10 protein-coding genes are annotated in these 13,177 nt (G+C 62.9%); all 10 read right to left on the bottom strand.

Translation table 11 applies throughout. The features are described 5' to 3' along the window. Positions 1–43: 43 nt before the first annotated feature. Positions 44–1,027, bottom strand: a complete 984-nt coding sequence (miaA, locus tag F4V43_RS06010) for a tRNA (adenosine(37)-N6)-dimethylallyltransferase MiaA (protein WP_223879790.1) — start codon at positions 1,025–1,027, stop codon at positions 44–46. Continuing rightward, positions 1,017–1,796 (bottom strand): class I SAM-dependent methyltransferase, encoded by a 780-nt coding sequence (locus tag F4V43_RS06005; RefSeq protein ID WP_150457326.1) that lies wholly within the window; start codon positions 1,794–1,796, stop codon positions 1,017–1,019. Before F4V43_RS06005 ends, miaA begins: the two co-directional genes overlap by 11 nt. 334 nt (positions 1,797–2,130) lie before the next feature. After that, positions 2,131–4,212 carry a DNA mismatch repair endonuclease MutL gene (mutL, locus tag F4V43_RS06000; RefSeq protein WP_150457325.1) on the bottom strand — a complete coding sequence of 694 codons (2,082 nt, stop codon included), beginning with the start codon at positions 4,210–4,212 and terminating at the stop codon, positions 2,131–2,133. A 194-nt stretch (positions 4,213–4,406) separates the two neighbouring features. Further along, positions 4,407–7,151, bottom strand: a complete 2,745-nt coding sequence (mutS, locus tag F4V43_RS05995) for a DNA mismatch repair protein MutS (RefSeq protein ID WP_150457324.1) — start codon at positions 7,149–7,151, stop codon at positions 4,407–4,409. Beyond that, positions 7,130–8,569 (bottom strand): putative amidoligase domain-containing protein, encoded by a 1,440-nt coding sequence (locus tag F4V43_RS05990; protein WP_150457323.1) that lies wholly within the window; start codon positions 8,567–8,569, stop codon positions 7,130–7,132. The genes mutS and F4V43_RS05990 overlap by 22 nt, the downstream gene beginning before the upstream one ends. Before the next feature lie 136 nt (positions 8,570–8,705). Further along, on the bottom strand, positions 8,706–9,263 hold the full coding sequence (locus F4V43_RS05985) for an outer spore coat protein CotE (RefSeq protein ID WP_150457322.1): 558 nt from the start codon (positions 9,261–9,263) through the stop codon (positions 8,706–8,708). Between the two features lie 114 nt (positions 9,264–9,377). Continuing rightward, positions 9,378–10,397 carry an HD-GYP domain-containing protein gene (locus F4V43_RS05980; RefSeq protein ID WP_150457321.1) on the bottom strand — a complete coding sequence of 340 codons (1,020 nt, stop codon included), beginning with the start codon at positions 10,395–10,397 and terminating at the stop codon, positions 9,378–9,380. Between the two features lie 103 nt (positions 10,398–10,500). Next, positions 10,501–11,466: an aromatic acid exporter family protein gene (locus F4V43_RS05975; protein ID WP_150457320.1), complete on the bottom strand. Its 966-nt coding sequence runs from the start codon at positions 11,464–11,466 to the stop codon at positions 10,501–10,503. A 69-nt stretch (positions 11,467–11,535) separates the two neighbouring features. Beyond that, complete coding sequence (locus F4V43_RS05970) at positions 11,536–12,378, bottom strand: ABC transporter permease (RefSeq protein ID WP_150457319.1); 843 nt, start codon at positions 12,376–12,378, stop codon at positions 11,536–11,538. Between the two features lie 22 nt (positions 12,379–12,400). Beyond that, positions 12,401–13,177 (bottom strand): ABC transporter ATP-binding protein, encoded by a 777-nt coding sequence (locus F4V43_RS05965; protein WP_150457318.1) that lies wholly within the window; start codon positions 13,175–13,177, stop codon positions 12,401–12,403.

Genomic DNA, 13,177 nt, shown 5'->3' with positions numbered 1-13,177 from the left:
CCCAATGGTTCGATTAGATTGTTCGGAAAGTATATTCAAGAAATCAGCGAAACTTTCCTGCTATTATAGCACTTAAATCTGCAAAACTCCCGGAAAAATTTGACCCGTCCGAGACGTCGATCCAGTGGATGTCGCGCATATGACGGAACCACGAGAGCTGGCGTTTGGCAAAACGGCGGGTGTCGCGCTTCAGCAGCGCCACCGCTTCTTCCCGCGTCGTTTCGCCCTGAAGCCAGGCGGCGATCTCTTTGTAGCCCAGCCCCTGCATGCTGGGGAGCGACCGTTCATAGCCCCGGGACAGAAGCCGTCCGACTTCGTCTTCCAGTCCTTCTTCCAGCATTTCGTCAATCCGGTCTTCAATACGGTTATATAGCATTTGCCGGTCCATTGTCAAACCGAGCAGGCAGAGATCGTAGAGCGGCTCCCGTTCCCGTCCCGCCAGACTTTCCGCCTCCCGTTGCCCTCCCTGGAGCGCAATTTCCAGCGCCCGGATTACGCGCCGCCGGTCATTGGGGTGCAGCCGGGCTGCCGCGGCGGGGTCCGCTTCGGCCAGCCGGCCATGCAGCGCCGCATTTCCGTGTTCCTCCGCGAAGCGCTCCTGTTCGTCACGGAACGCTTCGTCGGCCGATACGCTCGAGAAATGAAAATGGTAGCACAGCGACTCGATATAGAGTCCTGTACCGCCTACAATGAACGGCAGGCGGCCCCGTTCCGTAATCTCGGCAATCCGCTGCCGGGCTTCCGTCTGGAAGTCGGCGGCGGAATAAGGCTCGTCGGGGCTGCGGATGTCGATCAGATGATGGGGAACGCCGTCCATTTCCTCCAGCCGGATTTTGGCCGTGCCGATATCCATCCCCCGGTAGACCTGCATGGAATCCCCTGAAATGATTTCGCAGTTGAACGCCTTGGCCAGCGCAACGCTGAGCTTCGTCTTGCCGACCGCCGTCGGACCGACCAGCACAAGCAGGCGCGGTTTGTCCGGCTGCGGGGCCTCTCTTGCGGAAGCCCGGTCTTCGTTAATCGTCAATCCGTATCACTCCATATGAGGTTTTGGCATGGTTCCGGGCCTCTTCGTCAAAACCGAGGCGGCGGAACTCGCTGCTGCCCTTCTTCTCCTTCAATATCACCCGCTTGCGGGCGACCCGAACCGCCTCCCGGACGCTCTCCTCCGACAGCGCCGCGTCGTTCGCATAGGCGCGAAGCGGCGAAATCGCTGAAGAGTCCTCCAGCGGTTCCCGGAACATCGGATCGAAATACACAATGTCGAGGCTCTTTTCCGGAAGGCTCCGCATATATTCTAGATGCTCGCTGCGGACAACACGGATGCGCCGCAGCGCGTCGTCAACCGGCGCAAGTCCCGACCGGTACGAGGTCATGCCCTCCTTCAGAAGCGCATGCAGCGCAAGCGAGCTCTCCAGCGCCGTCACCGCGGATTCCGGACCGCCGTACACGGCGAACAACAGGGAATCCGTACCGAGGCCGGCCGTGCAGTCCAGCACGCTGTCGCCGGGCCTCATGTCCGCCGCTTCCAGCATCGGGTCCCCCTCGCCGCGGAGAATGCGCTTGGCGCGGACGAACCCCATGCTGGGATGGAACTCCAGCGGCGGACGTCCGGGACGGAGAAGCCGGACGTCCTCCTGCAGAACCACAAGCACCTCGGCCCCGTCCCGGCTGGCGGACAGTTTGGCTATCGAGAAGTGGCCGCGCGGAACGTAAGGCGCTCCCACCTCGGCGGCAAGCTGCTCCGCCCGCCGGACCACTTCGGGCTGGGGGCGGTCCCCGGTAGTAATAATCATGAAGCCTCGCTTTCTCCCGCCCGGGCAACCGGCAGCGGGTAATCCGTTGATACTATACTTGATTCTGTTACGCCTAGTGACTTTATCTGAATTGCGTTATCCGTTATTTTTCCGTTCTGCGAACTAGGAGTATCTTTCTACGGGAAGGCGGGCGGCTTGCACGCCTAGTGACTTTATCTTGTCGCACCCTGCGGTGTTTTTCCCGTTCTGCGAACAAGGAATATCTTTCTACGGGAAGGCGTGCGGCTTGCACGCCTAGTGACTTTATCCTGTTGCACCCTGCGGTGTTTTTCGCATTCTGCGAACTAGGAGTTCTTTCTTCGGGAAGGCGTGCTTACATAACACGTTTGAATAATTTCTCCAGGTCGTAGGCGGTGAACGAGATGACGATTGGGCGGCCGTGCGGGCAGGTGTACGGCTGGCGGCACGCGGCGAGGCGGTCCAGCAGCGTCACGGCTTCCTGCTCGGTCAACTTCTGGTTGGCTTTGATCGACGCCTTGCAGGAGCAGAGGATGGAAGATTTCTCACGCAGCTTGGCGAGATCTATATTTCTCTCGCCAAGCACCCATTCGGCCATCTCCTCCACAATCTCCCGCTCATCTCCCTGCGGGAACCAGTACGGCAGCGCGCGGACCCGGAAGGTCTGGCCGCCGAAATGCTCCAGATAGACCCCGGCCTGTTCGAAGACCGGCAGCCGTTCGGCAAGCTGGCGGCTCTCCGACGGCGTGAATTCAAGCGTAATCGGCAGGAGCAGTTCCTGTGACGCGTCCGCCGGACGGCCGAACTTCTCGTAATAATACTCGTAATTGATCCGTTCATGGGCGGCGTGCTGGTCGATCAGATACAGCCCCTCGTCGTTCTGGGCGATGATGTAGGTGCCGTGGTGCTGGCCGATATAGGCCAGCTCCGGAAACGGCGGCAGCCCCGCGGCTTCCCCGGCCGGGGCGTACAGCGCTTCGCCGCCGGGCACCCCGGCGGCGGGTCTGCGGGCGGCCGCGCCGTAGCCGGCCCCGGGTTCCCGCAGCCGGGGCGGCTGCCCCGAGGCGCCGCCGTAACCGGCGCCCCGGGGACCGGCCGCAGCCGCAGCTGCGGGGCGCCCACCGGAGGCGGGCGCCGAATCGGCGCCCCCGGAACAGGCGCCGCCGGGATAGCCGCCGGTGCCGTAGGCCGGCGGCTGCGGGCGGGCCTGGGCGGCGCCGGGCCCGGGCTGGCTGCCGGACGGAGCGATGCCGTCCGGCACAGACGCGCCGGACGCCGCCGGCACGTCCGGCAGCGGGGCGGCGGCCGCGTCCCCGACCGGGCCGCCGGAGCCTTCAGCCGGGGACGGCGCAGCGCCCCGGCTGTCTTTGGAGAACGCAAACTGCTCCTGAATAAAAGACGAGCTGCCTTTGGAGCCGATCGGCTCGCGTCCGGGGCGCGGAATCAGATTCTCGCCCAGCAGCACCTGGCGGAGCTCGCGTTCCACGAACGCATACAGCTCCGTCTCCTTGCTGAACCGCACCTCCAGCTTGGCGGGATGCACATTGACGTCCACAAGCGACGGGTGCATGTCCAGATTCAGCACGAGCAGCGGATAGCGGTTGATCGGCAGCAGCGTATGGTAAGCCCGCAGAATGGCGGCGTTCAGTCCCCCGCTGCGGATAGAGCGCCCCCCGATAATGGTCGAAATGCCGTTGCGGTTCGCGCGCGTCCACTCGGGGCGGCTGATGTAGCCCGACAGCGTATAATCCGGATCTTCGGCGCTTACGGGCAGCATCGCTTTGGCGGCGGATGTCCCGTAGACGGCGGCGATCACCTGCAGCAGGTCGCCGCTGCCCAGCGTCTGCAGCAGCGGGTTGCCGTTATGGCGTAGCGTGAATGAGATGCCGGGATGCCCGAGCGCCACCCGGTACATCACATCCGAGATATGTCCCAGCTCAGTCTGGATGCTCTTCATGTACTTCAAGCGAGCCGGCGTATTGTAAAAAAGCTCGCGGACCGTCATCTCCGTCCCCCGGGCGGATGCGGCGTCCTCCTGGGTCACCAGCCGGCCGCCCTCGATCTCCAGAAGACGGCCGCGGCCGTCGTCGCCTGCTGCCGTCAGCAGCGAGACTTTGGCTACTGCCGCAATACTCGGCAGCGCCTCGCCCCGGAATCCGAGGCTCGTGATCTGGAACAGGTCACGGCCGCTGGCGATTTTGCTGGTCGCGTGCCGGTAGAACGCCGTCTCGCAGTCTTCCGGTTCGATCCCCGAGCCGTTGTCCTTGACGCGGATAAGCTGCAGTCCGCCTTCTTCCACCGTGACTTCAATCCGGGTGGCCCCGGCGTCGATGGCATTCTCCACCAGCTCTTTGACGACGGAGGCCGGCCGTTCGACCACTTCCCCCGCGGCAATCTGGTTCGCGATATGTTCATCCAGCACATGGATTCTGGCCATAGCCATCCCTCCCGTTAAGGCCGGCGGCGGGCGTCGCTGCCGCTCTTCCGGCCTGCATACTTGTACTTGTATTTCAGCCTTTACTCGGACCTAAACTTTGCCTTTCCGGAACGAGCCCCGTCCACGCCGGTGGACACCGGACGGAACCGGCCGCTGAGGCATTCTGCGGCTGAGGGTTCTGCTCTTCAGAGCGTTCACCGGCTGCGGATTCTGCCCTTCAGATCGTTCAGCAGCTGCATCGCCTGAAGCGGCGTCATGTTCATAAGATCGGCGGTCTCGAGAGCCGATACCACCTCGGCGGCAAGCTCCTGCTCGCGCGTCGGAGGGGCGGCTCCTTTGCGCCCCTTGCGGGGCTCCTCGTCGCCGAAGATGGAGAGTTGCACGACTTCCTCCCTGTCCCTGGCGCTTGTGACCGTCAGCGCTTCCCCGGCATCTGCCGGTTCCGGAGAGGCAGTGGCAGCGGCAGAGAGAGGCATTCTACCTGCCGAAGTCTTCTCTCCGGCGGTTCCAGGAACCGCCGGCGCTGCGGCTGCGGCGCCGACCTCGGCCGCGCTCTGCTCAATGGCCTGGAGCAGACCGTAGGCTCGTCCGATAATGCTCTCCGGCAGTCCGGCAAGCCGGGCACAGTAGATGCCGTAGCTGCTGTCCGCCGCTCCCGGAATGAGCTTGCGCAGGAAGTTGACCTTGTCGCCGCTCTCCTGCACAGCCATGGAATAATTGCGGAGGCTGTCCAGACTGTCTTCCAGATGGGCCAGCTCGTGAAAATGCGTCGATACCAGCGCTTTGCAGCCGATCTCGTGATGGACGAATTCGATGACCGCCTGGGCAATCGCCATTCCCTCCGAGGTAGACGTTCCGCGTCCGAGCTCGTCGATGATTATCAGGCTGCGGGGCGTCGCCTTCTCGGTCATCACCTGAATATCCGCCATTTCCACCATGAAGGTGCTCTGGCCGCCGATCAGGTCGTCCGCCGCCCCGATCCGCGTGAAGATGCGGTCGATCAGCGGAACCTCCGCCCGGTCGGCCGGCACGAAGCAGCCGATCTGGGCCATCACGCAGATGAGCGCGACCTGGCGCATATAGGTGCTCTTGCCGGCCATGTTGGGGCCGGTAATGAGCGTAATGCGTCCGTCTTCCTTCGTGAGCCGGCTGCCGTTGGCGATGAACGAGCCGTCCCGCAGGACGGCTTCCACGACCGGATGGCGGCCGCCTTCGATCGTCAGATCGAAGCCGTCCGTCAGCGCCGGACGCACGAACCGCTGCTCGGCGCTGACGGAGGCGAGGCCCTGATACACGTCGATCTCGGCCACTTTCTCAGCGAGCGATTGCAGGCGCGGTATCTGGGCGGCGAGCAGTTCGCGCAGCTGGGTGAACAGGCTGTACTCGAGATCGGTCATTTTGTCCTGGGCTTCGAGAATGAGAGCTTCCTTCTCCTTCAGCTCCGGCGTGACAAAGCGCTCGGCGTTGGCCAAGGTCTGCTTGCGCTCATACCTTCCCTCGGGCAGCGCTCCGAGGTTGGACCGGGTTACTTCAATATAATAGCCGAACACTTTGTTGTAGCCGATCTTCAGCGACTTGATGCCGGTGATCCGGCGCTCCTGCGCCTCCAGCTCCGCAATCCACTGTTTGCCGCTTGTGCTGGCGCTGCGCAGCTCGTCCAGACGTTCATGATAGCCCGGCCGGATCATCCCGCCGTCGCGGACCGACACCGGCGGATCATCCACGATGGCCGCCTGGATCACTTCCCGCAGATCGGCGCATTCGTCGATGGCGTTCCCGATCTCACGGAGCGTGGCCGAGCCGGAGGACAGGCACAGCTCTTTAAGCGCCGGAATCTGCTCCAGCGACAGCTTCAGTGCGTTCAAGTCCCGGCCGTTGGCGCTGCCGTAGGCGACCCGCCCGGTCAGCCGCTCCAGGTCATAGATTTCCTTGAGCGCCAGACGAAGGTCTTCGCGCAGAATAAATTGATGGTACAGATGATCCACCGCGTCCAGACGCCGCTCGATGGCGGAGCGCTGAAGCAGCGGCTTATCGATCCGGCGGCGCAGCAGGCGAGCGCCCATGGAAGTCTCGGTGCGGTCGAGCAGCCAGAGCAGCGAGCCTTTTTTAGAACGCTCCCGCACCGTCTCGGTCAGCTCCAGATTCCGCCGGGTGAACGGATCGAGAATCATGTAGTGTCCCGGTTCGTAGGACGAAATTTGGCTGAGCTGGCCGAGCGAACGCCGCTGGGTCTCGCCCAGATAGGCAATGAGCAGCGCCACGCACCGGGCCCGCTCCTTCTCCAGCCGCGTCCAGGCCCCTTCGCCGAACTGGCTTCGGGCCTGCTCGTCGTCGCGCTTCTCCCACGGGGTGTAGACGACCGGCCGCGCTCCCGGGAGCGTCTCGCCCTTCAGCAGCTCCAGGAGCTGCGGGTCGCCGATAATTTCGGCCGGTTCGTAGATGCCGATCTCCCCGCGCAGCGAATCGGTCTCCGCCGGCGAACTGGTCACGTACAGCTCTCCTGTGGTCAAATCGCATGCGGCCAGGGCGGCCATTTCTTCCAATTCGGTCACGCAGACGAGATAGTTGTTGGTCTTGTCGGCTACAATCCGTCCGTCCATGACCGTTCCCGGCGTCACGACGCGCACAATGTCCCGCCGCACCATGCCTTTGGTCGTCGCCGGATCGTCGAGCTGCTCGCAGATGGCGACCTTGTAGCCTTTCTCGATCAGACGCTGGATATAGCCTTCGGCGGAATGGTAGGGCACCCCGCACATCGGAATCTTCTCGCCTCCGCCGCCTTCGCGGCCGGTAAGGGTGATCTCCAGCTCCTTGGAAGCCAGCAGGGCATCGTCAAAAAACATTTCATAAAAGTCGCCCAGCCGGAAAAAAAGGAAGGCATCTTTCGCCCCTTCCTTGACCTGCAAATATTGTTCGATCATTGGCGTGTATTTTGCCATGGTTCTCCTCCATGCCTCTTCATGCTGTTGTCTATTATATCACACCCGCGCCACAGTTCCCGTACATCCTCCGATTCATCCCAGGTCAGCCCCGCTTCGATCCGGCGGAACAGCGGCTCGGCCGCTTCCGCGGCCGCCGCATAGCCAGGCAGCCGCCGGAGATCGTCCGCCAGCGCCGGGAAGACCGCCAGCAGCGGCTCCTTGTCGCCGGCATAGTACGCGCGGTGTGCCCTCTCGCTGTCCAGCGGACGAAGCTGCAGCTCCTCATACCGGGCAACGATCAGATGGCCCAGATGGACCGCGCCCTCGGCGACGGACGGAGACACCAGGAAGCTCGGGAGCGTCCGGTACTCGAAGCCGCCGTGCGGCTGGAGCCGGAAGTCCCCGAGCGTGCCGTAGCGGGGACAGCGCCCGGAAGCCCGGCTGTCCGCAAGCAGCGCCATCGGCAGCGCCAGGTAGTTGTCGAGCGCGCGCAGCAGCGGCGCCGTCAGCTGCACGCCGCTGAAGTGCAGATGTCCGCCGAGCGCCCAGCCGCGCAGCGGCATCCCTCCCGCGCGCCAGGCCAGCCGGCGGTCGGGCATCAGCCGGTCCGCCAGGCGGGCGGCGGACCGGAGCTGCGCCAGCAGCGCGCGCGGCGCCGCCTGCGCGGCCGGGCGCAGCTCGCCGACCGGGAACAGGCCGCGCGTTCCCGGAGGACCAGCGTCGCAGCCGGCGACGCCGTCCCGGGGCAGATACCGCGACGCCGGCACGACGCGGCCCGTGTCCTCCCGGAGCACGAGAAACTCCGGGTCCATGCCCATCAGAAGGCCGGGACGCCCGCCCGGCTCCCCGGCCAGAGCCCGGCGGAGCGCCGCTTCCGCCGAAGCGTACGGCTCCGGCAGGCGGCCGTCCCGGCCCGCCGTCGCCGGACGGACCGCCAGCACGGCGAAGCGTCCGCCGCCGAGCGCCGCCAGCTCGGCTTCGCCGCTGTCAAGCCCGAGCGCATACAGCGCCCGGACTGCGGTACGGCAGGCCCGCCGCAGCAGCGGGCCCGTCTCTCCGCCCTGCTCCGCCCTCTCCCCCGGGCCCGGGGGCGCCTCCGCAGACCGGCCGGGGAACGGAAGCGCGGCCGGCCGCCAGACGGAAGCCGCTCCCATCGCCGCGCCGGCGCCCGTCAGCCGGTACTGGAGCGGCCGGAGGTCGTGGACCCGAACGGCGCAGCACAGCTGCGGACTGCCGGGCCCCGGCGGCGATTCGGCGTTCCCCCGGGGCCGGTACATTCCGGACGCGCGATTTTGCAGCAGCAGCTCCCTTCCCTGCCGTTCCCGTCCCTCTTCAGCGCTCTCCTTCTCCAGAGCCGCCGCAAGGCCGCTTCGGCGCAGCCGCTCCTCTCTCTGCTCCCGCGACAGTTCCCGAAAGACTCCGATTCCTTCGTTCATGCTCCGCGCCTCCCGAATTTTTCCGATAAAAAAGAGGGCATCCGCCCTCTACGCCGCCGCCCTCGGTACATATCATGTATTACCTCTAAAATTCGCTCCCGTCTTCCGCCAGCAGCGGCGGGCGGTGTCGCTGGCCTTACAGTTCATCATCGAGCGCGTCGGGGTCCAGATCCTCGAAATCAAAGCCGTCTTCCTCAAAGTCGTAATCCTTGTCGGCATCCTCGTCCGTCTGGTCGCTGACAAAAACACGGACTTTCGTTTCGGCCACCAGCTCCGCCTCGAATTCGCGCTCCACGCGAATCGTCACGCTGCCGCCTCCCGGCGAGACGCCCGCTTCCACGCAGTTCGGTTCCTGCGTTGCCTCCGCAGAGACCTGAGCCGTGGAAGCGCGGTGCTTCGGATCGAGATAGTTGAGCGGCACAACCTCTACATACGACACGGTCTCTTTGGCGACTTCGGTCTGCTTGTTCTTGTCATACGAATACCAGATGTTGATATCGTAGGACCCGATGACTTCGATGCCGCTTCCCGCCGCTACCGCTTCGTACTGGTGGTTGATGATCCAAGCCCCCAGAATGCTCGTGGGATGATGCGGCGGCGTTACGGTGTGGGTGGCGGTCGAGAACTTGCGTCCCTTGCCGCAAATCGCTTTGGTGATAATTTCCCTGGTCTGGCGTTTATGGCTTAATGACATTCTTAAACCTCCTCCATACAATCATTCACTATCATGTGTATGCAGGACATGGGCGTTTGTTGATATGTATTTTTTGGTTCGGAGCCAAGCGCCCGTCATCAAGCTTCTTCCCTGTTATCGCTGAATAATCCGGACCATTTCAAGCTGGCGCTCCCGGCTGAGATCAATGAAGGTGTCCTCGACGCGAAGCAAGGGCCGGAGCGGGTCGTGGTAATGGATGAGCAGCACTTCGCCCAGCCGTCCGTCGCTGAGTTCGGCGAGGTTGCCGACCATCGATTCCATCATTTTATGAATGAACAACCGGCAGATGAACGGGTCCAGCACGCCGAATACGTTCTCCTCCATCTGCCTGAGAATCTCATAGAGCGGGGACGCCTTGTGATAGGGCCGATCCGACGACATGGCGTGGAACACATCGGTTACCGCCACAACCCGGCTGATCTCCAGCTGCTGGTCGCCCGGTATGCCGTGCGGATAGCCGCTGCCGTCCATGCGTTCGTGATGCTGAAGGGCGACCAGCGCTTCATTGTGGTTCGTCCCGACCGTCTTGCGGATAATTTCATAGCCGAAGGTGGTATGCTGCTTGACCAGGTCGAATTCTTCCTTCGTCAGCTTGCCGGGCTTGTTCAGCACCTCTTCGGGAATGACCACCTTGCCGATGTCGTGGAGCGTAGCCGCAATCGTCAGCTGCATGAGATGGTCTTGCCCAAGCCCCATCCATTTGCCGAGCAGGGTCGAGAGGATGCCGACGGCGATATTGTGCCGGAAGGTATAGTCGTCCTTGGATTGGAGCGTCTCCAGCACACCGTAGAAATCGTTGCTCTCCGATACGGCCTGGATAAAAGGAAGCACTTCATAACGCAGCTCCATCATGGGAATGCTCTTGGTATGTCTGGCCGTTTCAAAAATTTGCTCCATGGCGAGCGTTCCGCTGTCTACCGCCTTCTGAAACTCCTTCGATTTCCCCCGCCGGTCCGCCACATCGCTCGGGTCCAGATAGATCCGGTGGCTGGTCAGAAGCCGCAGATTGTTCTCATCCAGTCTGGAAGCGGCGGGCAGCACCAGCACCCCCCGGTGATTGAACACATCCCTGGCCAATTCCTTGCCCAGATACTGATGATTGAAACTCTCCATTGTACTCACCTCAAATAGTCGTAAAAGGCACAATATCCAACCTTTATATCGGCATCTGGACGGTCAATTGTTAGTTTCTGGAGGCCGAATCTGACACCGAGCGTCAGGAACGGACCCTGCGCGGCATGACCGGCGCCTTGTAATCCTTGGCGATTTTGAGATAAAGCGCAAGCTCGCGGCACAGCTGGAGAATCGCGGAACGCACCTCGAATTCTTCCCGTGTCCCCGGGAGCTCCATGCCCCGGAACTCCTGCTCCAGCCGGTTCAGCAGCATTTCCGTTCTCCCGGTATAGGCTTCTTCGACGACATCTCCGCTGAGCTGCTCGAACAGTTCGGCGGTCATATCGCCGTGAGGCATGTGCCGGTACACCTGGGACAGCAGCTGCAGCATATTCTGAACCGATTCGAGCTGTTCTCTTCGCATGTAAAAATAGACGTTCCAGGCTTCATCGTGCCGGATAACGGCGTTCTCCATCTCGCGGGCCGCTGCGGCCAGTCCCTGTTCAATCGTCTTCTGGGCCAGCAGCAGCTCCCTGCCGTCCCAGACATGGCCGGGATCGCGGAGGGTGGCGGCCATCTGCCGGAAGATGACCGCGAACAGCCCGTCCACCTCTTGGCGGATGCCGTACATCAGCCCTTCGGTCTTCGGCATATACACCAGATTCACCAGACCGGCAGATCCCAGCCCGATCACCAGCAGCAGCACCTGCTGGAGCAGAATATGCAGGCTGAGCTCCGCCTGTCCGAACACCCGGAACACGATAACCGAGCTGGTTACGATCCCTTCCTTGAAGCCGGTCTTGACGATCAGCGGGAATCCGAGCAGCACGAACAGCCCGAGCACCCAGTAATGGAACCCGAGCAGCCAGAACAGCAGCGTTCCGCAGGCCAGTCCGACAAGCGAGGCAAAAAAACGGGCGGAGATCGTCTTCAGACTCCGCTTCCGTGTGACTTCCACGCCCAGAATGGCCAGCAGGCCGGCGCTCTGGGCGTTCGGTATGCCGGCCGCGGCGGCCAGCAGAATCGACAGCAGCGTGGCCGCGGCCGTTTTGATGATGCGAAAACCCATACCTTTCATCCTCCCGTACCTGTCCTTCCCATGGTACTTGATTTTGAAGGGACCGACAACCGGGGGAGTTCACCGTCTGGACAGCAGCAGCTTCTCCAGATAGACAACGATCTGGTACATGGCCGTCGCTACGGCGGCTATGATAAGCAGGCTGGACATCACCAGCGTGAAGTTGAAGACCTGAAAGCCGTAGATGATGAGATAGCCGAGGCCGCTCTTGGCCGTCAGAAATTCGCCGACGATAACGCCGACCCAGGACATGCCGACGTTCACCTTGAGCGTCGAGACGATGGCCGGATAGGACGAGGGGAGAATGACCTTGGCGAACACCTGCCGCCGCGACGCGCCGAATGAGCGCACAAGCTTGATATAATTGCTGTCCACGGAGACGAAGCTGTTGTATACGACCAGCGTGGTCACGATCACCGTAATCGACAGGGTCGTCGCGACGATGGCAGTGAAGCCTGCGCCGAACATGACGATAAAGATGGGACCGAGCGCAACTTTGGGCATGCTGTTGAAGACGACCATATAAGGGTCCAGCACCGCGGACAGAAAAGGAGACCACCAGATCAGCACCGCCAGCAGCGTGCCCATCAGGGTTCCCAGCACGAAGCCTGCCGCCGTCTCGGCCGATGTGACGCCGAGATGGTGCCACAGACTTCCGTCTGCCATATCGGAAGCAATCTGCCTGAACACCCGATCCGGGCTGCTGAACAATAGCTCATCGATCCAGCCGAGGCGGGCGGCGCCTTCCCAGAAGACGAACAGCAGGATCAGCACACTTCCCCGGACGGCATTGACGGCCCGCTTCCGTCGTCTGCGCGCCTGCCGGAACGAAGCCTGCCGGTCCTCGAGCCAGGCCTGGCGGGATTCGGCGTCCGCTGGATGTTCATCGGCCGCTTGCTGCATGCGATCACCTCCTTATTGAAGATTAATTCTCCTGCCCGGCCTGCTCCATTTCCTTCCACACCTGATGGAACAGACCGGCGAACTCCGGCAGATCGCGCGCATACAGCGGAGGCGTCTGCCGGATGCTAGCGGGAATCTCGAAGATGCGCCGGACCCGGCCCGGGTTGCGGTCCAGCAGAACGACCCGGTCGCTGACGGCAATGGCTTCGGACAGATCATGGGTGACAAGGAGCGCCGTCGTTCCCCTGCGGCGGAGCGTCTCGGATACGAGGTCCTCAAGCTGAAGCTTGATCTGGTAATCGAGCGCGGAGAACGGCTCGTCGAGCAGCAGCAGCGCCGGATCGGTCGCGAGCGTCCGCACCAGCGCAACCCGCTGGCGCATGCCGCCCGAGAGCTCCGAGGGCAGCGCGTTCTCCTTGCCGCCGAGGCCCATATCGGCAAGCAGCGCCCGCGTCTTCTCCCGGCCCGCTTCATCCAGCCGGCCGGTCAGCTCCAGCCCGAGGAGAGCATTGTCAAGAATGGTCCGCCACGGGAACAGATAGTCCGACTGCAGCATGTACCCGACGCCGGGCGACGGCCCCGTCACCGGGCGTCCGAGCACGCCGGCTTCGCCTCTGGACGGAACCAGCAGACCGGCCACAATCGACAGCAGCGTCGTCTTGCCGCAGCCGCTCGGTCCGACCAGGCTGACGAACTCGCCGGGCATGACGCTCAGATTGACCTTTTCCAGCGCGAGATAAGCCGCCTGCTCCCCCAGGTAAGCGTGGGTGATGTCGTTCAGTCGGATAGCCGGCTCCAT

This window comes from Paenibacillus spiritus (assembly GCF_008710135.1).
GTDB classification, from domain to species: Bacteria; Bacillota; Bacilli; order Paenibacillales; family Paenibacillaceae; genus Paenibacillus_AQ; species Paenibacillus_AQ glufosinatiresistens.
This window is presented reverse-complemented; position numbering and strand designations above follow the sequence as displayed.

Bases quoted from the DNA above. Each gene is read 5' to 3' on its own strand.
- F4V43_RS06005 (WP_150457326.1), bottom strand. From the start codon at position 1,796: ATGATTATTACTACCGGGGACCGCCCCCAGCCCGAAGTGGTCCGGCGG.
- mutL (WP_150457325.1), bottom strand. From the start codon at position 4,212: ATGGCCAGAATCCATGTGCTGGATGAACATATCGCGAACCAGATTGCC.
- mutS (WP_150457324.1), bottom strand. From the start codon at position 7,151: ATGGCAAAATACACGCCAATGATCGAACAATATTTGCAGGTCAAGGAA.
- F4V43_RS05990 (WP_150457323.1), bottom strand. From the start codon at position 8,569: ATGAACGAAGGAATCGGAGTCTTTCGGGAACTGTCGCGGGAGCAGAGA.
- F4V43_RS05985 (WP_150457322.1), bottom strand. From the start codon at position 9,263: ATGTCATTAAGCCATAAACGCCAGACCAGGGAAATTATCACCAAAGCG.
- F4V43_RS05980 (WP_150457321.1), bottom strand. From the start codon at position 10,397: ATGGAGAGTTTCAATCATCAGTATCTGGGCAAGGAATTGGCCAGGGAT.
- F4V43_RS05975 (WP_150457320.1), bottom strand. From the start codon at position 11,466: ATGGGTTTTCGCATCATCAAAACGGCCGCGGCCACGCTGCTGTCGATT.
- F4V43_RS05970 (WP_150457319.1), bottom strand. From the start codon at position 12,378: ATGCAGCAAGCGGCCGATGAACATCCAGCGGACGCCGAATCCCGCCAG.
- F4V43_RS05965 (WP_150457318.1), bottom strand. From the start codon at position 13,177: ATGGAGCCGGCTATCCGACTGAACGACATCACCCACGCTTACCTGGGG.